Annotated in this window: 22 protein-coding genes, 2 rRNA genes, 1 riboswitch and 1 other annotated feature; of the genes, 10 read left to right on the top strand and 14 right to left on the bottom strand. The window is 30.2% G+C overall.

The window, feature by feature from the left end:
• Nucleotides 1-535 precede the first annotated feature (535 nt).
• Nucleotides 536-637, top strand: a complete 102-nt coding sequence (locus WY13_RS22270; protein WP_082848397.1) for an IS3 family transposase — start codon at nucleotides 536-538, stop codon at nucleotides 635-637.
• 57 nt (nucleotides 638-694) lie between these two features.
• Here WY13_RS22270 and WY13_RS05425 read toward each other — a convergent pair whose 3' ends face one another.
• Nucleotides 695-2,593 carry an AAA family ATPase gene (locus WY13_RS05425; RefSeq protein ID WP_063554690.1) on the bottom strand — a complete coding sequence of 633 codons (1,899 nt, stop codon included), beginning with the start codon at nucleotides 2,591-2,593 and terminating at the stop codon, nucleotides 695-697.
• A 172-nt stretch (nucleotides 2,594-2,765) separates the two neighbouring features.
• Nucleotides 2,766-2,867, top strand: a riboswitch (purine riboswitch).
• 78 nt (nucleotides 2,868-2,945) lie between these two features.
• On the opposite strand from WY13_RS05425, the gene WY13_RS05420 reads away from it, so the two are divergent.
• The gene (locus tag WY13_RS05420) at nucleotides 2,946-4,262 is read left to right on the top strand and encodes a nucleobase:cation symporter-2 family protein (protein ID WP_063554689.1); all 1,317 of its coding nucleotides are present in this window, start codon (nucleotides 2,946-2,948) and stop codon (nucleotides 4,260-4,262) included.
• 21 nt (nucleotides 4,263-4,283) lie between these two features.
• Nucleotides 4,284-4,856, top strand: a complete 573-nt coding sequence (locus WY13_RS05415; RefSeq protein WP_063554688.1) for a xanthine phosphoribosyltransferase — start codon at nucleotides 4,284-4,286, stop codon at nucleotides 4,854-4,856.
• A 246-nt stretch (nucleotides 4,857-5,102) separates the two neighbouring features.
• Here WY13_RS05415 and WY13_RS05410 read toward each other — a convergent pair whose 3' ends face one another.
• The 4 genes from WY13_RS05410 to WY13_RS05395 form a co-directional block, all read right to left on the bottom strand.
• Entirely contained in the window at nucleotides 5,103-5,618 is a 516-nt protein-coding gene (locus tag WY13_RS05410) for a hypothetical protein (RefSeq protein WP_063554687.1), read from the bottom strand.
• 165 nt (nucleotides 5,619-5,783) lie between these two features.
• Entirely contained in the window at nucleotides 5,784-6,746 is a 963-nt protein-coding gene (locus tag WY13_RS05405) for a serine hydrolase (protein WP_063554686.1), read from the bottom strand.
• Nucleotides 6,747-6,784: 38 nt separating this feature from the next.
• Nucleotides 6,785-8,230 carry a zinc ribbon domain-containing protein gene (locus tag WY13_RS05400; RefSeq protein ID WP_063554685.1) on the bottom strand — a complete coding sequence of 482 codons (1,446 nt, stop codon included), beginning with the start codon at nucleotides 8,228-8,230 and terminating at the stop codon, nucleotides 6,785-6,787.
• A 21-nt stretch (nucleotides 8,231-8,251) separates the two neighbouring features.
• Nucleotides 8,252-9,133: a zinc ribbon domain-containing protein gene (locus WY13_RS05395; RefSeq protein WP_063554684.1), complete on the bottom strand. Its 882-nt coding sequence runs from the start codon at nucleotides 9,131-9,133 to the stop codon at nucleotides 8,252-8,254.
• A gap of 429 nt (nucleotides 9,134-9,562) precedes the next feature.
• Between WY13_RS05395 and WY13_RS05390 the strand changes: the two genes are divergently transcribed.
• Nucleotides 9,563-10,204: a hypothetical protein gene (locus WY13_RS05390; protein ID WP_063554683.1), complete on the top strand. Its 642-nt coding sequence runs from the start codon at nucleotides 9,563-9,565 to the stop codon at nucleotides 10,202-10,204.
• Nucleotides 10,205-10,277: 73 nt separating this feature from the next.
• Here WY13_RS05390 and ilvA read toward each other — a convergent pair whose 3' ends face one another.
• Entirely contained in the window at nucleotides 10,278-11,489 is a 1,212-nt protein-coding gene (gene ilvA / locus WY13_RS05385; protein WP_063554682.1) for a threonine ammonia-lyase, read from the bottom strand.
• A gap of 179 nt (nucleotides 11,490-11,668) precedes the next feature.
• Nucleotides 11,669-11,941: a binding site (T-box leader), on the bottom strand.
• Nucleotides 11,942-12,121: 180 nt separating this feature from the next.
• Between ilvA and WY13_RS05380 the strand changes: the two genes are divergently transcribed.
• The 3 genes from WY13_RS05380 (at nucleotide 12,122) to WY13_RS05370 (ending at nucleotide 15,157) form a co-directional block, all read left to right on the top strand.
• The gene (locus WY13_RS05380) at nucleotides 12,122-12,853 is read left to right on the top strand and encodes an ABC transporter ATP-binding protein (protein ID WP_063554681.1); all 732 of its coding nucleotides are present in this window, start codon (nucleotides 12,122-12,124) and stop codon (nucleotides 12,851-12,853) included.
• The gene (locus tag WY13_RS05375; RefSeq protein ID WP_082848396.1) at nucleotides 12,843-14,027 is read left to right on the top strand and encodes an ABC transporter permease; all 1,185 of its coding nucleotides are present in this window, start codon (nucleotides 12,843-12,845) and stop codon (nucleotides 14,025-14,027) included. The genes WY13_RS05380 and WY13_RS05375 overlap by 11 nt, the downstream gene beginning before the upstream one ends.
• 89 nt (nucleotides 14,028-14,116) lie before the next feature.
• A complete protein-coding gene (locus WY13_RS05370) occupies nucleotides 14,117-15,157 on the top strand; it encodes a M42 family metallopeptidase (protein WP_063554680.1) in 1,041 nt (346 codons plus the stop codon).
• 89 nt (nucleotides 15,158-15,246) lie between these two features.
• On the opposite strand, the gene WY13_RS05365 is transcribed toward WY13_RS05370, so the two are convergent.
• Together WY13_RS05365 and WY13_RS05360 are read right to left on the bottom strand one after the other, a co-directional pair.
• Complete coding sequence (locus tag WY13_RS05365) at nucleotides 15,247-17,160, bottom strand: endonuclease MutS2 (RefSeq protein WP_063554679.1); 1,914 nt, start codon at nucleotides 17,158-17,160, stop codon at nucleotides 15,247-15,249.
• A gap of 400 nt (nucleotides 17,161-17,560) precedes the next feature.
• The gene (locus WY13_RS05360; protein WP_063554678.1) at nucleotides 17,561-18,460 is read right to left on the bottom strand and encodes an NUDIX hydrolase; all 900 of its coding nucleotides are present in this window, start codon (nucleotides 18,458-18,460) and stop codon (nucleotides 17,561-17,563) included.
• 386 nt (nucleotides 18,461-18,846) lie between these two features.
• On the opposite strand from WY13_RS05360, the gene WY13_RS05355 reads away from it, so the two are divergent.
• From WY13_RS05355 to WY13_RS05345, 3 genes are read left to right on the top strand one after another with little or no spacing between them, the layout of a single operon-like run.
• Complete coding sequence (locus WY13_RS05355) at nucleotides 18,847-19,386, top strand: biotin transporter BioY (RefSeq protein ID WP_063554677.1); 540 nt, start codon at nucleotides 18,847-18,849, stop codon at nucleotides 19,384-19,386.
• A complete protein-coding gene (locus WY13_RS05350) occupies nucleotides 19,382-20,560 on the top strand; it encodes a thiolase family protein (protein WP_347459172.1) in 1,179 nt (392 codons plus the stop codon). The genes WY13_RS05355 and WY13_RS05350 overlap by 5 nt, the downstream gene beginning before the upstream one ends.
• 6 nt (nucleotides 20,561-20,566) lie before the next feature.
• Nucleotides 20,567-21,892, top strand: coding sequence for an AMP-binding protein (locus tag WY13_RS05345; protein ID WP_063554675.1), 1,326 nt, complete (start codon nucleotides 20,567-20,569; stop codon nucleotides 21,890-21,892).
• A gap of 135 nt (nucleotides 21,893-22,027) precedes the next feature.
• Here WY13_RS05345 and WY13_RS05340 read toward each other — a convergent pair whose 3' ends face one another.
• The 6 genes from WY13_RS05340 to WY13_RS05325 all read right to left on the bottom strand — a co-directional run.
• Nucleotides 22,028-23,035 (bottom strand): sensor histidine kinase, encoded by a 1,008-nt coding sequence (locus WY13_RS05340; protein ID WP_242866340.1) that lies wholly within the window; start codon nucleotides 23,033-23,035, stop codon nucleotides 22,028-22,030.
• The gene (locus tag WY13_RS21705) at nucleotides 23,032-23,223 is read right to left on the bottom strand and encodes a hypothetical protein (protein ID WP_242866339.1); all 192 of its coding nucleotides are present in this window, start codon (nucleotides 23,221-23,223) and stop codon (nucleotides 23,032-23,034) included. Before WY13_RS21705 ends, WY13_RS05340 begins: the two co-directional genes overlap by 4 nt.
• Before the next feature lie 23 nt (nucleotides 23,224-23,246).
• Nucleotides 23,247-23,627 carry a winged helix-turn-helix domain-containing protein gene (locus WY13_RS21700; RefSeq protein ID WP_242866338.1) on the bottom strand — a complete coding sequence of 127 codons (381 nt, stop codon included), beginning with the start codon at nucleotides 23,625-23,627 and terminating at the stop codon, nucleotides 23,247-23,249.
• A 113-nt stretch (nucleotides 23,628-23,740) separates the two neighbouring features.
• The gene (locus WY13_RS21695) at nucleotides 23,741-23,950 is read right to left on the bottom strand and encodes a response regulator (protein WP_242866337.1); all 210 of its coding nucleotides are present in this window, start codon (nucleotides 23,948-23,950) and stop codon (nucleotides 23,741-23,743) included.
• A gap of 61 nt (nucleotides 23,951-24,011) precedes the next feature.
• Nucleotides 24,012-24,128 (bottom strand): 5S ribosomal RNA (gene rrf / locus WY13_RS05330).
• Between the two features lie 225 nt (nucleotides 24,129-24,353).
• Nucleotides 24,354-24,558 (bottom strand): 23S ribosomal RNA (locus WY13_RS05325); the annotation flags it as partial.

The raw sequence follows: 24,558 nt of genomic DNA, 5'->3' as shown, positions 1-24,558 counted from the left end.
AATATGCAATACATATTAAAAAATAAAATATTTGGTGCAAAAATAGTAAATAAGCGAAAATAATATTACATTTCATACATTTCCGTAATATTATCATAGAAGTATTAATATGTCAATGTTTTTCAATATTATATTTGTAAAATAGTCACCTATTGTTTTCATAAAATATTAATGGAGTTATACAAGTTATAACGCTTACTATAAAATATAATTTACTGTATAGATGTATATTTATGCATAAAATAATTATGAATTAAGGAATCAGATAAATATAATCTTTTAGTATGACTGTATCCAGTTATTTTTATAATAATAAATGAATAAATTATTCATTTATTATTCATTTACTATTTATTTATTTATTTATTATTCACTTAACTTAAATATTTTATTTTGTAGATTAATGTATTAACATATAATAAAAGATAATTAGGAGAATACATGTCACGACGCAGCAATCACTGTGATAATGCACCGCAAGACTCTTTCTTTGTCCATATAAAAAATTTGCAATACATTTGAAGAACTTCAAACTATGACTAATGACTATATGGATTACTATAACAATTGTAGATATCAGTGTAGGTTAAAACAGCTGACTCCTGTACAATACAGAAATCAGCTGTTAACTGCTTAGGCATTTTTTATGTCCTTGAAACAGGTTCCATTTTACCTTCTTCATAGTCTTTTTTTATTACTCTATAAGTTCCTTTATCCATTTTTTTATCCTATAAGGTTCATTAGTCCAATATTCGGCAATCTGAGGTAAAATTTCATATTGAATAATATTTCTATACTTCTCCTTGCTTAATGTATGCTTCGGCGTACAAAAATAGCTGTGCCCTATGCGAAAATCCCCTCCTAAGGAAGGATCGTTTTCAATATCTTCGTTAAGTTTTATAAACTTTTCAATAATACTGTCTGCCAAATCTTCGTTCTTATTTTCCATATATCTTTTAAAATTTAAATTATTAAATGCAGGTTCAATTTCAATAAAAGCAAAACGTCTTCTAAGACTACAATCAAATACTCTGCTGTTACCTTTACGTGCAGTCATAGTACCTATAATATAAACATTTCTCGGTATATAAAATAAGTTTTCAATATAAGGTAGAGATATAGCATACTCTTCTCCGCGCTTATCAGCTTCAACAAGCATAATAACTTCTCCAAAAATCTTACTTAGATTTCCCCTGTCTATTTCATCAATTATAAAATAATAAGGTCTTCTAGGATCGCTTTCTGCCTGCTTACAGAAACGATAAAATATACCATACTTAAGTCTAAAACCATCCTTTCCAGGCCTATATCCTATAACAAAATCTTCATAGGAATATTCCTCGTGAAACTGAATCATCTTAACCCTTGCATCGTCTCTTTGCTCCATTATAGAGTAAACAAACTTTCGGGCTATAAAAGTTTTACCAACACCAGATGGACCTTTTAAGATTATATTCTTTTTATGCCTTAAAAGATTATATATAACATCATACTGGCCTTCTTCCATAAATATTTCATTTAAGAAATCTTCTTTAGAATACGTAGATTTTGAGCAATCAGATATTTCTAAATCTTCTTCATTAACAACATCCCTGTTTGGAACAATTTCACTGTATTTTGACTTATCTATTTTCATTCTCTCTATGCTTAATAATTTCATATCCAATACTTTGTAATTTCTAAACAGACATTCTTTATCCCTAAACTTTTTAATTTTTCTAGTATTTTCAACATAATTTGTAAGCTCTTTTGGATCTGTAAAAATTACGCCTTTTTCTTCAAACAAAACGTAATCTTCAATTGTATCTGTATTAATTATAGGGAAAATATAGGGTTTCAAACAATGAAGAATAACTGAAGCTTCCATCGCTTGCATACCTTTTATGCTAGTTTTAAAGGTTTCCTCAGCCATATGAAGAATTTCATTTTCATCATCCGATTTATGTATTTTTATACACAAAGATATAAATCTTCGTGCACTATCTTCATCTGATTTTGAGGTGAATGTGTAAAATCCAATACTAAACATTCCTACAGACCATTCGCCTACAATATTTTCATATTCATGCTTTCTAGCTCTCTCCATTACAAGATTAAATATTTTTGTTAATCTTTTCTTTTCTTCTATAGGCAAATGACTATTTTGTATTTTTTGGATCTTATATTTTGCCTTAACTTTCCAGGTTCCCACAGTCATAAAATATAGCACATCCAAATCACTTACATCTATAACATCTATTGGTGTTCTTGAAAAAGACTCTACTGTTTCTCGGACAAGTTCATAGGACCCATCATATTTATCCGGATCTACATCAGGCATATCCTTTATTTCCTGAACAAGTTTGTTTTCTTTAAACTCCTCATACAACTTCAAGGAATTAAAAAGATTTTTCACTTTTATATTTTCATCATCCTCTTTTTCAGTATAAGAAAGTTTAGGAAAAATAGACTCACACTTATCCCTTGCATAAGAATCATCTAAATCTCCATAAGATTCTTCTATTATAAGGCAATTTGAAATTTGAGCATTACAAGTCATATCATCTAACTTTTTAATTATTTTTAGCCATTTATAAAATACGCTTTTATTCATAGGAATTCCCCTTTTTAGTTTATAATAAAAAGCAGCTTCATAATTTATTCTTCCATTTTAATCAAAATTATATTACATTAAATTAAATTTATATAATTTAACCTTCTAATATGGTGGAATATTTTGCATTATACTTTAATGTGAAATGTGTTATAATCTTATTTGTGACTTTAACCATACATAAGTAATAACTCGTATACATTCGGTAATATGGTCCGACAGTTTCTACCTGCTAACCTTAAATAAGCAGACTACGGGGTAATATTTGAAATTTTATGTATTTTTCAAATGTACCTCATTTTTTATGGGGTATTTTTTATATACTTAACTATTAACTAAAAAGGAGCCTATCATGGAAGCTAAAAGACAAGAAGAACAAACATCTGAAATAGGGTTAATTTATGGAGTTTATGATAAGCCTAAATTATTATCTCAAGTTTTATTAGGATTCCAGCATATTTTTGCTGCTTTTGGTGGAATTATTGTAGTCCCAATAATTATTTCATCTTCACTAAAACTTGACTCCCATATATCTACGGCACTAATAAGTGCTGCAATTCTAGTAGCTGGAATAGCTACACTCATACAATCTAGGGGTATTGGCCCAGTTGGAGCAAGAGTAGCCTGTATTATGGGAACGGACATTACTTTTGTAGCTCCGGCTGTAGCAGTTGGAAAAAGATTTGGACTTTCTGGCATATTCGGAGCCACTATATTAGGGGCACTTATTGTAATTATTTTAAGCTTTTCTATTAAATATATAATGAAACTTTTTCCACCAATTGTAACTGGAATAGTTGTATGCTTAATAGGACTTACACTACTGCCAGTTTCAATAGATTGGGCGGCAGGAGGTTCTGGAGTCCAAAATTATGGAAGTTTAAAAAATATAGGCATTGCGTTAACTGTAACCTTAATTACTTTACTTTTAAACCATTATGGCAAAGGACTTTTAAGCAGTGCCTCAATTTTAATTGGAATGGCAGCAGGTTACATAATTTGTATTGTCTTTGGTATGGTAGATTTTTCATCCATTTCAAAAGCAAGTATAGTAACACTTCCAAAAATATTTGAACATGGTATCACCTTTAATTCAAGTGTTCTACTTCCATTTATTCCGGCATATTTAGTTTCTGTCATAAGTACTGTAGGAAATTTGAGAGCAATAAACGAAATATCAGGTATTAAAGAAGATGATATTAGGATTTCACATGGTGTACTTTCTGATGGAATTGGAAGTGTAATTGCTGGAATATTTGGTGCTATGCCAAACACTTCTTTTAGTCAAAACGTTGGATTGATTCCCCTTACTAAAGTTGCAAGTAAATTTGTCACAATGACCGCAGGAATAATACTTATTATATTAGGATTATTTCCCAAATTTGCTGCGATAATAAACGCAATGCCTCAAGTTGTACTCGGTGGTGTTGGAATAGTAATGTTTGGAACGGTTGCTGCTGCTGGAATTCAAACTTTAAGTAAGGTAAAATTAAATAACAGGAACCTTCTCATAATAGCAACTTCTATAGGTTTGGGGCTTGGAGTTACTTTCAGACCTGAAATTTTATCAAACCTTCCAGAAAGTTTAAAGATGATTTTTTCATCTGGTATCTCTACAGGAACTATCGCAGCACTTATATTAAATCTTATTTTGAAAGAAGAAAAATAAAAAATCGCGAGGTGTTAATTTATGAAAGAATTACAAAAGAAAATCTTAGAGGAAGGACATGCCTTAAGTGAATCAATATTAAAAGTAGATTCATTTTTAAATCATAAGGTTGATCCAAGCCTCATGTATTCCATAGGTAAAAGTTTCACGGAACATTTTAAGGACATGGGGATCACAAAGATATTTACTATTGAAAGTTCAGGAATAGCCCCAGCTGTTATGACTGCTCTTCAAATGGATTTACCTATGGTAATACTAAAAAAGAAAGAATCCAAAATATTAAATAAAGATGTGTATCAAACTACAGTTCACTCATTTACCAAGGATTCCGATTATGAACTTACTTTATCAAAAAAATACATATGCCCTGAGGATAATATTCTTATAATTGATGATTTTTTAGCTAATGGAGAAGCTTCAAAAGGTACTATACGCCTGGTTGAACAGTGTGATGCAAAGGTAGCAGGAATAGGAATTGTTATTGAAAAATCCTTTCAACCCGGCCGTAAGCTCCTTGATGAACAAGGATATCATGTATATTCTCTTGCCAGAATAAAGAGGCTTGCAAAAAATACTATTGAATTTATGGATTAATTAAATTTGTTTGAGTTTCTATTGTGACCTGGATGGAAAATAGATGAAAACTTTTATTTATTTTTCATCTTTCTTTTATATCCAGACAAAAATTAACTTATTCCTAGATTCCTTCCAAATTTAATTTCCATAAATATAAAAAGAACATACAATTTTCATAACTAGTTTTATAAATATTTATTTATATTAGCTAATGTATTATAAAATTTTGATATGATTATTTTATCTGACAGGAATTAAAGTTATCTATAACTCAGAAAACATCTTAATGTATTCTTCAGAAAAAGGTGGTATGTTACTAAGTAAACCATCCACTATTTCATCAACATTGTCATCTGTAATTTTTATTCCTTCCATATCATCTTCATCTTTTTTAATAAAATTTTCATCTTTAAATTTTGTTATTTCTTCTTCATTATCCTTATCTTCTAATTGTTTTACAAGTTTATTATATTGGTTTTCATAAATAGACCTATAACTATCATGTTCTAATGCTTCTGAATTACTTATACATTTATTTGATAAATAAATATTATCTTCCGTAAACATAAGGTTTCCATATACATAAGCTCTCATACAAGGATTTCCACCACTTGTAGGTAAATTTAACTTTTTGTTTTCTTTTTGGTGTATATTAAACCTATAATCAGATTCATGCCTTTGTAAATAACACTTAGAGTCCAGTTTTTCCAACTCTTTCATAACAAATTCAGATACATCTGGTTTTAACTTTTTTATTGCATTTTTAACTGTAATGCCCATATTATCTCTCCTTATTCATATCTTTTTTGGTGGTTATTTATTAAGTACTTTTATAGAGTATTTAATTTAAATTAAATACTCCTATCTTCTATTATACTATTTATATTGATAATCTCAAAATTTCCAGTTGCTTACAAGAAAATTTTTACACTTCTATATTTCATTTTACTTCAAATTTACATCATTATTCAGTTCATCGTAAACTTTTTTAGACAACTGGGCGATAAATTCATCGCTTTCCCCTTTAGTCATAATTGATATTATATACGGATCCTTCGCATAAACAATTGCCACATCGTGATTATAACTTCCATTTATGCCGATTTTATGTGCTACTTTCACCGGTAGATATTTAGGTATTTTAATATTATCCCAGCTTGTATTTTTTAAATTATCTACAGCTTGTCCGCCTTGGAAATATATTGACTTCATAAATAAAGCTATATCCTTAGCCGAGAAGTCCTTAGAAAAGGTAGTTATATTCTTAGATAATATACTGCTAATGTAATTCTTAAAAATACCATCATTTTTATCACAGACATAATATCCCAGCATATTGGAAGCTAGGTTATCAGAATAACTGCAGGCATATTTTAATAAAGTGCCAACACTAACCACTTGGCCATCATATATATTGTTTTTTAACACACCCGTACCACCCCTAATCATGGCTCCGGGTATGTCATTTACATAATCATGATACTGAAATTGAGTATTTACACTTATATCTCCTTCATTAATTCTTTTTTGAGTATATAAAATCTCTGGTAATTTTCCTGTACTGGCAGCATAATAAATTTCATCCTGATTTACTCCAAAACTCTTTTCACTATTCAATTCAATGCAATATACTCCCACATCTTTTGAACCTATATATGCTTCAGTGACTTGCCGTGCCTTTTCAGTTTCATCAACCTTCATTTCAGATGCAGCTGTTGAGGTCTTCTTGGACTTATTATCAACTTTTTTGGGACTTTTATAAGATTTTGTTTTCTTATCTACACTTGCAGTAGATGCTTTCTTCTGATTCATATTTGTCTTGTAAATATTAAATTCAATCACAAACAATGCTATCAAAAATACAGATATAATACTTAACGCCAATAGTGACCTCTTTCTTTTTTTCATTAAGTTTCCTCTCTCCTGTTAATCAAAACAAAATAAAATTACTTTTCTACAGCACTTGTCCTTTCCATCAATTGATATGATTGTGTAGTATCATTGTATTTAAACTTATATATATTCTCAAAAGTTTTCGTCTTTGTTTGAGAATCAGCTCCATCATAATTTTCATTAATATCATATACCTCTGTTGCGTCTACCGTGCCTGACTTACCGCTTGCATCCATCTTATACGAATTAACAACAGCAGAATCATATTTTTCGTAAAAACTGCCATTACCTTTATAATAAGAATTTATATTGTCCATCTGCTGCTTGTCTAATTTACTCCCCGGATACATATAAGATTCAAGCCGTCCTGCATTTCCAGAAGTCAATGCATCAGCAAGAGAAGAAGCATATCCAACTATCATATCATTGATATCATTTTGCCGCTGTTCAGGTGTTTCTCCTCCTTTAGAATAATCAAAACTAATTAGATTATCATCATCTGCAAGATTAGCAGAAGAACTTTTAATCTGTTCTCCATTGTAATTTATAACTGCATAAATACTTGCTCCTGCTGCAACAGGTCCAATGGTATCTCCAGAACTTACAGATTTTTTAGTATCTTTGCCATTAACATATATTTCATTATTATCATAATTAGAATTTACTTTCAAATAGAGCCCTTTTAATGCCTCTGTAGTTTCATCCTGCTTTTTATCACTTATAAAATCTACCTTGGTCTTATTATCCATCTCACAAAAATCGCCATGAGCCTTTCCCTCCACATTATAGAATCCTGGTATATACGGCCCAAATTGTTTTGAAAAATTTTGACTGTCAACCTTAGCTACTTTCTCACCATTTACTAAAATATCTGCTCCTTTAACATTTGAAGTGAGTGTTAAGAAAACGGATTTAAATGTAATTTTATATTTTGGGAAGAAAATCAAAGTTCTACCCACTTTCGTAATATACAAACTAGAATTTTGATTTTCTACACCACCATTTTTTAAGTTTGCAGCCTGACTATTTAAATCATTAATAGTACCTGAAAGCTCTGAAGGAGTGTTCTTAAAAGATTTTAAAAGTGGATCTATAGTATCTGATTTTAAATTTAACCTTCCATCAGTTGTATACAATATCTTAGATAATGCCGTAGTATCACTTTTGTTTACAGCACTTTGAAATGAAGCAACAGTTCTTTGAGGACTGCTAATTGTCTTTCCAATAAAAATAAATAATATTGTAAATGCACAGGCTGTAATTATACCAATTAACATTTTACTATTCAAAACCGATTTAATATTTTCTATTTTATTCTCAAACTGTTCCGTTTTTTCCCCTGAATTGTCTTCTAAATCTTCTTCTGGATTATCTTCTAAATATTCAGGTTTATCTTCTTCCTTAACATTATTTGACTTCGTTTTAAGGTTATAACCGCAATTGCGGCAAAACCCCGAATCTTCCTTAACACTAACACCACACTTTGGACAGAAATTCATTTTTCACCCTCCAATCAAACTTTAAATTCCTAAATTTTTTATATCATTCATAGTTGATGAAACTATACTAGATAAAACAGACGGCATAAACCACTCAAAACACAATATAAGAGCAATAATAGTGACTAAACTTACAAATGAGACAACAAATACAGTATGATTTTTAGAAATCACTAGTGATTCGTTTATAACCATTGCAAAGCATATTAGTGAAAATATATACCCAAACAAAGCTGTGGCCAATCCAAGATCAATTGATAAATATGAAAATATAATAGAAAAAAATTCAAAATACAAAGCTGGAGCTGTAACTATAAGTGCTGTTTTATAATATTTAAATTTTTCAGGTGCCTTTTTAGATAATAAAGTATTTGCTACACAAATTATTATAAAAATAATTAGCACTGAAATTAAAACCAATGCACAATTTTGCAAGAATATTTCTCCGTAAGGTATTTTTATAAATGACTTTATTTTGCTTATTTCACCTGTTATTTCATTCATTTCACTAGAATTTATTATATTGGAAGAATCCTGTGGTTGTATCAAATTTACAATTTCTGCTGTTTTTCTAATACCATCTTGTACGATGTTACTTATACTTGAAACAATCTGATTTGCTCTCCAAATTCCTAAAAATCCTTGAAATGCTGTAAAAAGTAAAGTTAATATGGCTACTATATTCTTTTCTGTTTCATTTATAAATTTTTTTGCCGTTGTAATTGGTTTCAAAAACATGCCCACTATAATATTTATAATAATTTTATAGTCGATATTCCTGTTTGGTACAGTTTGTGATATAACTTTTACATTGTCTTTTAGTTCTATATTTTTAGTTCCACAATCAGGACAATATATGTCATCTTTTTTGAGTTTTTTACCACATTTAGAACAATATGCCATAATATTTCCCCCCATTTCTATCTTTCTTCTTATTTACATATAGTTTACTTTAAGTTATTCTATAGAATCTTTTAAATTCCTCCTATGATTTAAAAAAAATTAGTTTTTAGCCCATATTTTACATTAAGCACCACAATTATTCTAATGCACTTAATTTGTAACAAATAAATAGTATTTAAATATCATATATACTGGGGAACATATTAGACTCTTGCAGTAGTCTAATATAAACAGAGTTCTTGGCATCAGATGGAGTTTTGACTCCACCTGATGCTTAGAAATCGTTATCCAGGGACGTAGCTGCTCGCAACGTACACGTGAAGAAAAGCAGATATCCCAAATCTTTGATTTGGTGATAGTCGCTTTCACAGAGTGCGTTGGAGTATTAAAGCAGGTAGTCATCGGATAAACAATGGTTAGGAGGGAAAAATGATGTCCCATCATCATAAAAATGAAGTCAATATTCGTGAATTAGAAGATACTTCTTTACAAACAGAAGGTGTTTTAATAGGAGCATCAGCTTATAATAGCTCCTGCAATTTATCTGATAATGACAAAGGAGTTGGCGTACTGTATCAGCAGCAAGGTGCTGTAAAGATACACAACGGAAGAATAATCGGTTGTGATGGTCAGGGTTATATAGTACGACATTGTTCAGATGCAAGTAAGGGAAGTCCTTTTAAATATGATAAATTCTATTTTTACAGTGAAAAGTATTTTCATACTCATAATATTCAACACGCTCATGCACATGCCTTTATTAATATTGGTATAAGGGACAATAAGCATGTATTTTGTTACTATGGAAAAGAAAAAAATGCTAAAAATCTTCACACTCATAATGGTGTATTTCATTCTTTTTCCTATAAAGATCCTATAACTAAGAAGTCTGTAACCAGCAGTGATTTTACTACTTTTTTAAGTTTTCGTATGACACCCCATTTAGTAAACAATATAGTTTACTATCATTATATTCAAGAGTATGACAATAAAAAACATCAAACTGTTTTTAAATATGTAAAAACTTCAGCTGATCATATAAAGCATTATGGAGAAGTACCACACAAATAGATTATCTAATCATGTTTTAAATAAGGCGGATAGCTTTAACACTATCCGCTTTTTTTAAGAATTTATTTTCTTCTTAACAAACTCTATCTACATTATATCCTTCATCATTTAATGCCTTAACTATAGATTCTATATGCTCATACCCATTTGTTTCTACTGTAACTTCTAAAACCACATGTTTCAATCTATCAACAGCCTTGAACTGATTGTGATCCAGCTTTATTACATTAGCTCCTTTTTCTGCTAATATCTGAGATATCTTAAGAAGTTGTCCTGGAGTATCCTTAAGTTTAACTGAGAAACAGAATATTCTTCCTCTTGAAAATAATCCATTATTCAAAAGAGATGCTATTGTTACTACATCTATATTTCCTCCACTTATTAAGGAAACTACCTTTTTTCCTTTAAAGTTTAATCTTTTCAATGCTGCTAAGGACATTACTCCCGTTGCTTCTGCTACAAGCTTATGTTTTTCCAAAACAACAAACACAGCTTCCATAAGTTCTTTATCACTTACTGTAACAATTTCATCTACATACTCCTTTATTACTTCAAAAGTAAGGTCTCCAGGCTGCTTTACTGCTGCACCATCAGCGATAGTATCAACTTTATCTGCATAAGTGAGTTTACCTGTATCAAAAGAAACTTTCATAGGATTTGCACCTTCAGCTTGAACTCCTATTACTTTTATATTAGGATTAATAGATTTAGCAGCTACTGCTATTCCACTTATTAATCCGCCTCCACCTATTGGCACTAATATAGCATCTACATCCTTTAGTTCTTCTATTATTTCAAGTGCTATAGTTCCCTGACCTGCCATTACATCTACATCATTAAAAGGATGAACAAAAGTATACCCATTTTCTTTTTCTAATCTTTTGGCTTCTTCATAAGCCTCATCATAAACTTTTCCTTTAAGTACTACATCAGCTCCATAGTTTTTAGTAGCTTGAACCTTTATAAGTGGAGTAGTTTCAGGCATAACAATTGTTGCCTTAATTCCAAGTTTTTGTGCAGAATATGCTACACCTTGAGCATGATTTCCTGCAGAAGAAGCTATAAGTCCCTTTGCTTTTTGCTCATCACTTAGTTTTACGATTTTGTTTGATGCACCCCTTAACTTAAATGCTCCAGTAATTTGAAGGTTTTCTGGTTTTATATATACCTCATTACCACTTTCTCTGCTAAATTCTGAACTATATATTAATTTAGTTTTTACACATATTCCTTCTATTCTTTTACTAGCCTCTAATACATCTTTTAATGTTAAATTCACTTTCATAATTTTTCAGATCTCCTCTCTTAATACTCGATATAATAATATTATTGCTGTATTGCACTTTGCCCCAATTCTAAAAAATTTCTAATATAAAGTAAAAGCCCCCTATTCACTCACCTCTCAAATTTTCATTTTATAATAAAAAAATCTTTCGTTCTTATAAACATACTTTTAAATATGCTTATAAGGACGAAAGATTATCTTTCCGCGGTACCACCTCAATTGCAATTAGATACACTAATTGCCACTCCACTCAGGTCAACGTAAATAAAACAGCTATTCATCGTGAACCCTAACCATATATCGCTGGTAAACGTCCTCATTTACTTGGCAAAAACCTTTCTACTTGGAAGCTCCGGAGTGATAGTTACATATTTATGTTAACACCAACTTACACCAACGCTGGCTCTCTGCAGTTAAACATCAAATATTTCTTTCTCCATCAAAGCTTGTATTTATTACTAACTTGTTGTTAAGTATATTATTTTTTTGCCACATTGTCAATCTATTTTTCTAATTTTTTTCTAAAAATATTTGAATCTTTAAAATTTACAGTTTACAATTTTCTTTTATTATTGCATAATAATTTGAGAAACAAGTTAATTTGAAATAAAAAAAGAAAGGCAGGAAACACATTGATTAAAGTTCAATCATTAACTAAAATATTTAAAAAGATTTCAGCTGTAGATAATATTAGTTTTGAAGTTAACAATGGGGAAATAGTAGGACTTCTTGGTGAGAATGGAGCAGGTAAAACAACTACACTTAGAATGCTTGCAACTATGCTGAAGCCTACATCAGGAACAGCTTTAATAAACAATTATGATGTGAATAAATATCCAGAGAAAGTAAGAGGAGAAATAGGAATACTTTTTGGTGGCGAAGTTGGTCTTTATGATAGATTAACTGGAAGAGAAAATATAAGATACTTTGCAGAACTCAATGGAATGTCAAAGGAAAAAACCGAAAAGAGCATAAAATATTTAGCAAAAAATCTTGAAATGGAAGACTATTTGGATAGAAGAGTAGGTAAATTCTCAAGAGGAATGAAACAAAAAATTTCCATAGCTAGATCTATCGTACATAATCCATCAGTAGTATTATTTGATGAACCAACATCAGGCCTTGATGTCAGTTCGTCTAGAATAGTACATGATTTTATAAAAAAGTGTAAAATTGACAATAAAGCTGTCATATTTTCAAGTCACAGTATGGCTGAAGTAGAAAAGCTTTGTGATAGAATTATAATAATTCACAAAGGAAAAATTATAGAAACAGGAACGATAGAAAATTTAAAATCTAAATACAATAATGATGATATGGAAGAAATATTCATGCAGTTGGTAGGTGATGTAATTGAAAACTAATGTCGTATTAATAGTATTAAAAAAAGAACTTTTAGATATGTTTAGAGATAGAAAGACAATCCTCATGAGTATATTAATTCCCATGCTGCTTCTTCCTATACTTTCATTTGTTATAGGAAAAGCTACAAATGCAAGTCATAAAAATGTAGAAAACAATTTAAAAATAGCTGTGGTTGATAAAGGAAGCAGTAATTTAGGAGTATTTTTTAAATCACAAAAGAACGTAAAAATAATTGAATCCAATAACATAAAACAAGATGTAAAAGATGGTAAAATCTTAGTAGGAATAACTATACCAGAAAATTTTGATGAAAATATAAGTAAAGATATGAATGAAAAAATCACATTGACTTATGACAACTCCAGTAGTGACAGCATGGAAGCCTTTGACATATTAAATTCTTACATAGATAAATATTCAAAGAATATAGTTTCTAAAAGATTGGAAAAAAGAAATATAGATTCTAAAATATTAACTCCAATAAATGTTGCTCAGGATACTATAGAAAAAAAGGAAAGTGGTATTGGAAAATTAATGCTTAATATAATGGTACCACTTTTATTGATCCTTGGAAGTGTTGGTAATACAGTAGCACCCTCTTTGGACTTAGGTGTGGGAGAAAAGGAAAGAGGTACTCTAGAACCACTTCTAACTACAAAAGCAAGTAGAATGTCCTTGCTCTGGGGGAAATTTCTTGCAATTACCATAATGGGAATTATAGTATCACTTGCAAACCTTGCAGGATTATTTATCTCAATGAATCAGACAAATGGAATGTTTCAAGGTGCAAATGACATCAATATAGGACTAGAAACTATTATCTTGATAATGATTTTACCTATACTGCTAACTATGGTTTTTGGGGCTTTAGGGTTGTCCATAAGTATCTATGCAAAATCATCAAAGGAAGCTCAAACATATTTAAGTCCTTTTACAATAATAGCTGTCATATTGGTTTATGCCACAATGATGAAAGATGGTAAAAGCATAGAAACTTATTTTTTTAGTATACCTATAGCTAATGCTTCTTGCCTTACAAAAGAGTTCTTAGTTGGAATACACAATACAGCTCATATAGCTATAACCTTTGGCTGGATGATAGTGTATATAGTTGCTGCAATCTCATTTGCAAGATATATGTTCAATAAAGAAAGTGTTATTTTTAGATCATAATTTTCTAAACAAAATTGACTCTTACTATATTGTAATCATAAAATAACTATAGAGACTAAACTATATTTTACACTTGGAGGATTAAAATTATGAATTATGACAAAAATACTATTTTAAATATTCTAAAAACTATTCTTTCTATACCAAGTCCTACAGGATATACTAAATCAGTAATGCAGTATCTCAAGGATGAACTTAACAAAATGAATATACCTTATAAGACCACAAATAAAGGTGCTCTTATTGTATCTTTTACTGGAATAAATGACGATTATCAAAGAACCTTTACATCCCATGTTGATACATTAGGTGCAATGGTTAAAGGCATAAAGGAAAATGGTACTCTTTCCATGGTTCCTGTTGGCGGATATATGATGTCAACACTTGAAGGTGAAAATTGTACTATAAAAACTTTAGATGATGTAAGCTATTCTGGTACTATTCAAACTATAAAACCTTCTGTCCATATAAGTGGTGATGAAGCCAACAATCTTAAAAGGATTCCTGAAAACATGGAGGTAATACTAGATGAGAAAGTGTTTTCTAAAAATGATGTTACAGCTCTTGGTATTGATGTAGGAGACTATATATGTATAGATACAAGGACAACTATCACTGAAAAACAATTTATTAAAAGTAGATATCTAGATGATAAAGCTAGCGCTTCTCTTCTTATGTATGTAATTAAATACCTTCATGAAAATAATATAAAACTTCCTTACACAACTAATTTCTATATAAGCAATTATGAAGAAGTTGGTCATGGTTCTAGTGCTGCTTTACCTGAAAAAACTAAAGAGTTCATAGCTGTTGATATGGGAGCCCCTGGCTGCAATCAAAATTCATCAGAATATAGCGTATGTATTTGTGCTAAAGATTCCTCTGGTCCTTATGATTATGATCTTAGGAAAAAATTAGTTAATAACTGCAAGAAAAATAATATTTCATATAAGCTAGACATATATCCTCACTATGGTTCAGATGCTTCTGCTGCACTACGTGCTGGTTGGGATGTTAGAACAGCCCTTATAGGTCCTGGTGTTTTTGCATCTCACGCCTATGAAAGAACGCATATAGATGCATTATTAGCTACAGTTGACCTTATCATAAAATATATTACTGAAGAATAGCCAAGCTTTATAAGCCGAGACCTTAAATTCCCGGCTTATAGGGTTATTTTAATTCATAATAAACTTTAATGTTTATATGGTGCAAGATTTTATTCCTTATGATATTGATTTTTTATTTCTTTTTGAATCTTTTTTAAAGCCTTTTTAGAGCCCCTTATAATATCTCTTTCTAACTTTCTATCTTTATAACTTACAAATAGAGTATTTAAATCATAGTCCTTAGGATACAGATCTTCTGCTTTTAATTCTAACCTAATTCTCTTTTCATTAACTTCTATAAAATTTTCTTTATACAATACAGTAACATTGTTAAACCTATCCTTCTCTTTGTATACAATAGCAAAATCTTCATAGTCCATAAGAAATACTCTATCTCCTATTTTAAAGTAGTAATGGTTTTTGTGTTCATCAAATTCTTCCTCAACTTTTCTATTTTTAATTTTGCTCTCTTTAACTAATTTAAAATTATAATCTTTATTTTTTATATAACTTTCTGCTTTCTCAAGTACAGAATTTTTTATACCCATTTTTTTAGATATCCAAAGCGCATTGCTCTTTCCAGATTTACCTATAACTAATTTATACAATGGTTCTAATGTTTCACTTTCAAACTGCATAGCCGCATTTTGAAAATCTTCGTGAATTTCTGAAAAATTCTTTATTTCACCATAATGAGTAGTGGCTACTGTAATACACCCTTTATGATAAAATTCCTCTAATATGGCTATAGCAAGTCCTGCTCCTTCATTAGGTTCTGTTCCGCTTCCTATTTCATCGCACAATATAAGTGTAGATTTATTGCTATTGTCAATTATATCTGCTAAATTTTTTATATGGGAAGAAAAAGTACTTAGTGCATTTTCTATACTTTGATCATCTCCAATATCAACAAATATCTTTTCAAATACAGATATTTCCGTTCCTTCTTCAGCTGAAATATGAAATCCTGATTGAACTGCTAAAGTTAAAATTCCAACTGTTTTTAATACTACTGTTTTTCCACCTACATTAGGTCCTGTTATTATTAAAGTTCTATAATCATCCCCCACCTTAAAATCTAAAGGTACTACATTACCTTTTAACAAAGGATGTTTTCCCTTTATGATATTTATATATCCATAATCATTAATTTTAGGCTTCATTCCGTCAATAGCTTTACTGTATTTCGCCTTAGCAAAAATCATATCATATTCTTCAATAACTTCCATATTAATTTTAATTTCTCTTAAATTATCAAATACTAATGCTGTTAAAGTAGATAGTATTTTATATTCTTCTATTGATTCTTCAGCTTTTAATGCTGTTAATTCTTCTGTACTTTTACTTATATTATTTGGCTCTATGAATATAGTGGAACCTTTAGAAGAAGTTTCTACTATATTGCCTGGAACTTGATTCTTATATGCAGCTTTTATAGGTATAGTATACCTTCCATTTCTTTTGCTTATAAAAAATTCCTGTATATAGTTTTTATTACTACTATTTTTTAAAAACTTTTCTAATTTATCTTGCATCTTGCTTTCCGTATTTTCTATAAATCTTCTTATTTTCCTTAATTCTTTGCTAGCGTTAGAATCCACCAAGCTTCCCTTTATAGAAAGTTCAATTTCTTCTTCTATAAATTTGAATTCTGTAATTGAATTGCTATATAAACTTAATGTTGGAGCATAAAATTCTTTGTCTTTCATAAAATTCTTAATTTTTCTGCACCCTCTTAAAAAATTGCAAAGAGTAGTTAAATTTTCTGGTTCCAGTACTATACCTTTTTCAACATTATTTATAATATTATCTATATTGAATATTCCCTCTAAAGGTATATAACTACAAGTATCTAATAAAGTTCTGCCTTCACTGGTTTCATTAAGCCTTTTATCTATAACCTTTAAATTTGTACTTGGCCTAAGCTTATCTATTAACTTTTTTCCTAATCCGCTTACACAATAAGATTTTATTATTTCCTTTAAGTCATTATATTGCAATTTATCAAAAGTGTTTATATTCATTTTCTTTTCTCCTTACATAGAATTTAATATTCTATGAAGATACAAATATCTTGGATAGATTTCACTTTTGACACATTGTACTTATTGAATATATTTTTACGAAAAAAGCTGTGGACATTTCCACAGCTCAAAATACATACCATTAAGATAGCCCTAAAGAACTATCCTGTAAATATAATAATGGTATTTTATAGCTTTGTATCTCCATAGATTGCTTTAAATAAACCTATGACAAACAAAGGTATAAAACTACCCCTTTTTCAAAGATTTATTTAAATATAAAGTTTAATCTATTTAGATACTACCACGCTCATAAAATACCTCTCTATTTTTATTTTAATGAAATCTATCTTTTTTAATTGTATTATATGTATATGTAAATTGTCAACTAATTAATTTTTTACATATTTCTTTTCCATCCTGAATTATATCTAAATAGTTTTGAAGGTCTATGTCCTGCATCCTTTGTAAATTGATTTGTTTCAACAACCATATTTGCAACTTTTCTTCTAAAGGCAGCTGCTAATAGTTCTTTTCCTTGTATAACTTCATAAACCTGTTGAAGCTCCGTTAATGTAAATAATTCTGGCATAAGATTAAAAGCTAAACTTGTATATTCAATTTTATTCCTTAACCTGTTAATAGCATATTCAATAAACTTACCATGATCAAAAGCAATACCTGTAGATTCCATAATTTCTCTACTTACTTTACCATCTGGATTTTCTACAATTTTTATCTTGGCAGACAAATCTTCGTTTTCATTCCAGAGTTTTATTTGTACTATCTGTTCGTAAATATACCCTTTTTCCACTGCTTCCTTTTTTTCTTGAAGCAAATTGTAACTGACATTAAACCATGCTGCATCTTCTTCATCACTGCCAGCTTTAATGCTTAATGAACTGCTGTCCACAAGTGCCATATAGGATGAACTTATTACTCTAGTCCTAGGATCTCTATCAACTTCTCCCCAGGTATATAACTGTTCCATATAAATATCATCAATATTAGTTTCTGATCTTAACACACGTAAAGCTGCTTCATCCAAGCTTTCATTAATACCTACAAATCCACCGGGAAGTGCCCATTTCCCAATGTATGGATGATCTCCTCTCTTTACTAAAAGAATCTTTAAAGATTTTTCTGGAAGCTTCCTGTAATTTTCTTTTTTTTCGTTCATTACTGTAAAAATCAACATATCTACAGTAAGAGATGGTTTTTCATATATACTATCATCATATTGCTTTAAAAACTCTTCTTCAGTTAATCCTTGTTTATTTTTAATATTTACATATTTCATACTATCACTCCAAATTTACTTTTAATTTTTATGATATTATCACTTTGTTATTAATATAATATCCTTAAATTTTTTATTGTCAATTTATAATTATATTTTTAAATCAAGTTTCACTTATTCTTCTATGATGTTGTTTTTTCATTGTCTCTTTCTAATTTTCTATCTTTATAACTATAATTAAGATATTTAGGTCATAAACTTTAAATCTCAGCAATATTGTTAACTAAATATAAAATCAAGTTGACAATATTGCTTTTTTAATTTATTATTTTTATGTCAAGTGATTCTTAAGTTCAGATGGAGTTTGCTTATAAAGATGACTTTCTCCAGTTGAACCTTTTGTCTTAATTTAAAACTCAAATAAAAATTAGTAAGGAGAAATTAAATTGAAAAAAGAACTAACTGTAAGAGACATTATTTATGCTGCTTTATTAGCAGCAATCATTTCAATTTTAGGCTATATAATTGTTCCTCTACCTTTCAGTCCTATACCAATAACGGGACAATCTTTGGCAGTAATGATTGCAGGATGCATTTTAACACCAGTTCAAGCAGGACTCAGTATGTTAATTTTTCTATTTTTAGGATGTATAGGTATTCCCGTATTTTCAGGTGGAAGAGCCGGAATTGGAATTTTAGTTGGAAAATCTGGTGGATACTTTATAGGATATCTAATAGGTGCTGTAGTAATAAGCATTTTAACACGAAAAAACAAATCAGTTGTAAATATGCTCTTAGCTTGCCTTTTAGGAGGAATAGGAGTAGTTCATTTTCTTGGAGCTGAATGGCTTGGATTTATTACAAATATAGGAATGAAAAAAGCATTTATAATTGGCTCACTTCCATTTCTTCCTGGAGATTTATTAAAAGCAATAGTAGGTATATTTATTTCATCAAGATTAAATAAGGAGTTGAGAAGAAATTAATATTGAAAAAACTATACATAAAAAAGTTTATATAATTGGAGGCTTAAGGACACCCATAGGCAAGGCCAATGGGTGTCTAAAAGAATTTCTTCCTGAAAAATTAGCAGCTTATCTAATAAAGAAACTTATTTATAAATATGATATTCCTAAAGCTTCCATAGAAGAAGTCATTCTTGGTAATGCTATAGGACCAGGTGGAAATCTTGCAAGATTGAGTCTTCTGGAAGCAGGATTACCCTTTGATGCAGTTGGAACAACTATAGACTTCCAATGTGGTTCAGGACTTAAAGCTATAAATCTAGCGGGTAACTTAATAAAATCAGGTCAGAGAAAACTTATCATAGTAGGTGGATCAGAAAGTACAAGCCTAGCACCAAATAAACAATACAACCCAAAAGATTATAGATATAAAGGAAAAGATATTTTTTTCAAAAGAGCACAATTTTCCCCTTATTCAATTGGAGACCCTGATATGATAGAAGGGGCGGAAAACACAGCAAAATATTGCGGCATTACTAGAAAAGATATGGATATATGGGCACTCCAAAGTCACATAAAAGCATTGGAATCAAGGGATAAGAATAAATTAGAGGATATAATTTGTGGCATACAAACTGATAAAAAGTTTATTAAGGAAGATGAAAATATTAGAAAAAAACCTTCTCTAAAGCTTATTGAAAGAGCTATGCCAATTTTAAATAGACATGGTACCATAACTGCAGGAAATACCTGTTCTACTAATGACGGGGCAGCTCTTATCATTATGGCTTCAGAGGATATAGTTCAAAAATATAATTTACGACCTCAAGCTGTCTGGATTGGTGGGGAAAGTGCAGGTGTTGATCCAAACTTGTTTCCACTTGGAGCAATTGCAGCTTCAGAAAAACTCTTGAAATTGAAAAATCTTAAAATAGCTGATATAGATTTGATGGAAATAAATGAGGCCTTTGCAGTAAAGGTATTAGCTTTTTTAAAGCATTTTAATTATCCAAAATATAGAATAAATGTATTTGGAGGGGCCATCGCTTATGGACATCCTTATGGGGCTTCAGGTGGCATTATAATGCTTCATCTTTTGGAGGCTTTAAAAGACAGAAATAAGGAAGTTGGAATGGCAGCAGTAGGTGTTGCTGGCGGACTCGGAGAAGCAGCAATTATAGAAAGGTGTGACTAGATTAAAATGTTAATTTTTTCAGGAGTATTTAAGAATGCAGAAAAAAAACCACAGAAAATATGTATGACTTTTGGCAAAAAAGTTATCACATATAAAGAACTTGCAAAAAGCATAAATGAAAGAGCAGCATTTTTGGCAAGCAAATATAGGATAGGCAGCAGGATAATAATTAAAAATTTAGATCCAATAGATGCAATAACTGTATTCCTAGCTTGCTCTAGAGCAGGTTTAATTTCCATTACTGTTAATGATAAAATAACTTCATTACAATTAAATAAGGTAACTCAGAAAGTAAAACAGTGCTGTATTATAGATGATAAATTTTACTTTAGGTCTGATGGAAAAGAATATTATAAACTACCATGTATTGATGATTCCTGTATTTTTCTCGGTGCCTTAAGCTCCGGAACTACCGGTCATAATAAGGTTATATGGAGAGATCATAAAAGCTGGGCAAGTGCTTTCAAATATCAAAGTGAAATATTTAACATAAGTTCCAGTGACATACTTTTTCTCATAGGCTCTCTTTCATATACAGGAAACCTTAACAGTGCCATACACATATTGAATGAAGGTGGAAGTATAGTATTTTCCAAGAGCATTTATCCTAAAACATGGATTAGAGAAATGATACAAAACAATGTTACCAGCATGTTTGCTGTACCAGCACGTTATAGAGTATTATTAAAAGAACTTGATATGGATTTTGAAAATGTAAATTCCATACTAAGTGCAGGTGATAAGCTTGATGGAGAAACAATTGATTTATTGAAGAAAAAGTTTCCCAATGCACATATTTTCGAATACTATGGTGCTAGTGAATTGGGGCATGTGTCCTATATAGATTTTAGAAATAACTACAATATAGAAAGTGTGGGCAAAGCTTTTCCACAGGTAAAATTCTGGCTAAAGGATGATTTAGTATGGGTAGAAAGTCCCTATATAGCTCCTGATTTCAGACCTAGGGCTTCTGTTGGCGATATAGGAAAAATAGATGAAAAAGGGAACTTATATATTTTAGGTAGGAAAAATAATACTATAAATAAAGGTGGAGTAAAAATACTTCCATATAATATAGAAAAAGTACTGGATGCTAATCCTAAAATACTAAAATCAGCAGTATTTGGAATAAAAGATCCAGTAAAAGGAGAAGATATATGTGTAACTATTGTATTAAAAGTTGATACCCTTGGCATAGAAGACATTAGAAAATATTGCAAAAAGAATCTTGAACCATATTTATGGCCTAAAGAAATAAAAATAGTTAAAGATTTAAAATTGAATTCAAGTGGTAAAATTGATAAAAAAGCGCTAAGTTATAAAAAAAAATAAGCCTCAGACTGTATTTCACTTCTTACAGTGAAATACAGTCTGAGGCTTTAATTTTACATTACTAAAAAATATTACTATTTAATGATTAGATATCAGATACAGCATAATATCCTTGATATACTGCATGATTATTATTTATAACTTAAACATTAATTTAAATACTGTTTTATATTTCTTACATTTTTCAAGTGTCAAAGTTCCTCCATGCTTTTGTACTATTTTATTTGCAATAGAAAGTCCAAGTCCCGTACCTCCTTTTGTATACCTTGACTTGTCTCCTCTTACAAAGGGTTCAAATATATTTTCCTTTAAATTTTCATTAATGCCAACTCCATCGTCTGCAATTATCAGTTGTATCTTAGAACTGTCATAAGTTAACTCTATTTTTGCCTTTGTCCCAGCTTCATTATACTTCAATATATTAGATATAATATTTGAGATAGCTCTTTCCATCTCTACTTTATCAAATTCATATATAATTTCATCCTCTGGCAAATTTATTTCAAGTTCAAAATCTTTTTCTTCAAATTCATTATAGTATTCAGATACTATTTCTTGTACAAACTCACAAAAGTCGCATTTTTCCTTGCTTATTAAAAACTTGCTATTATCAAGCTTTGTAAACTCATGAAGATTTTCAATTAGAGAAACTGTTCTCTTTGATTTATTGTATATTATGTTTAAATACTGTTTAATCTTTTTATCATTTTCTACCACACCGTCATTAAGTGCCTTGGAGTATCCCATAATAGAAGTTAATGGTGTTTTCAAATCATGAGATATATCTGATAAAAGCTGTTGTTTCAAATTTTCCATCCTGTTTCTTTCAAATATCGAAGTTTCAATCTTTTCAGCCATAAAATTAAAAGCATCTCTTATTTCTCCAAATTCATTTTCTGCATTAAAATTAATCCTTGTTGAATAATCTTCTTCAGTCATTCTCTTTATACCCTGCAGTATTTTTTTTAATGGCATAACTACTTTCTTAGTAGTTAAATAAGCATATAAAAATATGGATACTGTTAAAAACACTATAATTATAAATATGCTTACTAATATATAAATTGCAGCTTTTTTAATATACTTATCCTGCGAAGGTGCTATGTCCACATTTAATGTCACTATTCCAGGAGGCACTTTCACAACGCAATAAAGATTTTCGCCATTACTATTAAAAGCTGTAACAGAATAAAAGTAAGAAGTAGCACTTTTAAGTTGTTATAGGATAAATCCATAAAATTCAAAAGTTCATTTTCAGTATAACTTGTTACCTTATCTTTTTTAGTTCCTATAAACTTTTTTCTTACGTGCTTTAATGCTTCAAAAAACATATATGATACACTCCATACCCTAATTACTTTTTACTTTCAAATTTATATCCAAGTCCCCTTATGGTTTTTAAATACACTGGGTTTTTGGAATCTTCTTCAATTTTATCTCGCAATTTGCTAATGTGAACCATTATGGTATTGTCATCACCATAAAAAGGTTCATTCCAAACAGACTCAAAAATCTGCTTTTTAGTAAAAACTTTTTTAGGATTGCCCATTAAAAGTAACAAGAGCTTGTACTCTATGGATGTAATTGATATAGGTTTATCCCCTTTATAAATGACACATGAATTAGTATCGAGTTTTAACTCTCCAACTACTATAGTTTCCGTATGCTTTTTTTCATTATAATTAAATTCAGAGCATCTTCTAAGCTGTGCCTTTACCCTTGCTATTACTTCCAATGGGTCACAAGGTTTAGTTATATAATCATCCGCCCCAAGTTAAAGGTCCAATATCTTATCGCTTATTTCACTTTTAGCTGACATAACAATTACAGGGACTTTATATTTCTCTCTTATTTTTTTATAAGCTGATATCCGTCCATATTTGGCATCATTATATCAATTATCACAATATCAACTGCTCTATCTTTCAAAATATCCAGTGCTGAAAATCCATCGTAAGCCCCAAACATCACCTTCATAATATCCTCAACATAATTTTCAATTAATAATTCCTGATATCCAGCCCTACCAACGTTTTTAAGCTCATGTATCCCAGGCATTTTATAATTAAAAAAGAAGCCATTACACTAATTTCTTAGTGTAATAGCCTCTTTTATTATAACCTGGCAGCGACCTGCTCTCCCACAGGGCCTCCCCTGCAGTACCATCGGCACTGTGAAGCTTAACCTTCCTGTTCGGTATGGAAAGGGGTGTTACCTTCACGTCATTACCACCAGATTTATTATCGAAAATTGCTATTAACTTCGCCCAGTTTCGTCAAATACCTCTCTGCGGTGCTCAATTACTTTAGTAAGTTCCGCTCCTCGTTCAGCATTTTCCTCGCTGTACTCGTTACTATCAATTTTCTTATATATTACCTTTTAGAAGTTCAAATCAAATTGAAATTTATCAACTTCATTTGTCCTCTCAAAATTGCACAGTAAATTTTTCTTTCGTTTTTATTTGGTCAAGCCCTCGACCTATTAGTATCAGTCAGCTTAACAGGTTGCCCTGCTTACACCTCTGACCTATCTCCTCGTATTCTTCGAGGGGTCTTACTAGCTTACGCTATGGGAAATCTTATCTTGAGGTGGGCTTCACACTTAGATGCTTTCAGCGTTTATCCCTTCCCAACTTGGCTACCCAGCTGTGCTCCTGGCGGAACAAC

Source organism: Clostridium ljungdahlii (genome assembly GCF_001636845.1).
In the GTDB taxonomy this organism is placed as follows: Bacteria; Bacillota; Clostridia; order Clostridiales; family Clostridiaceae; genus Clostridium_B; species Clostridium_B ljungdahlii_A.
Note: the sequence above shows the minus strand (reverse complement) of the source record. Positions and strands in the feature narration are given on the sequence as shown.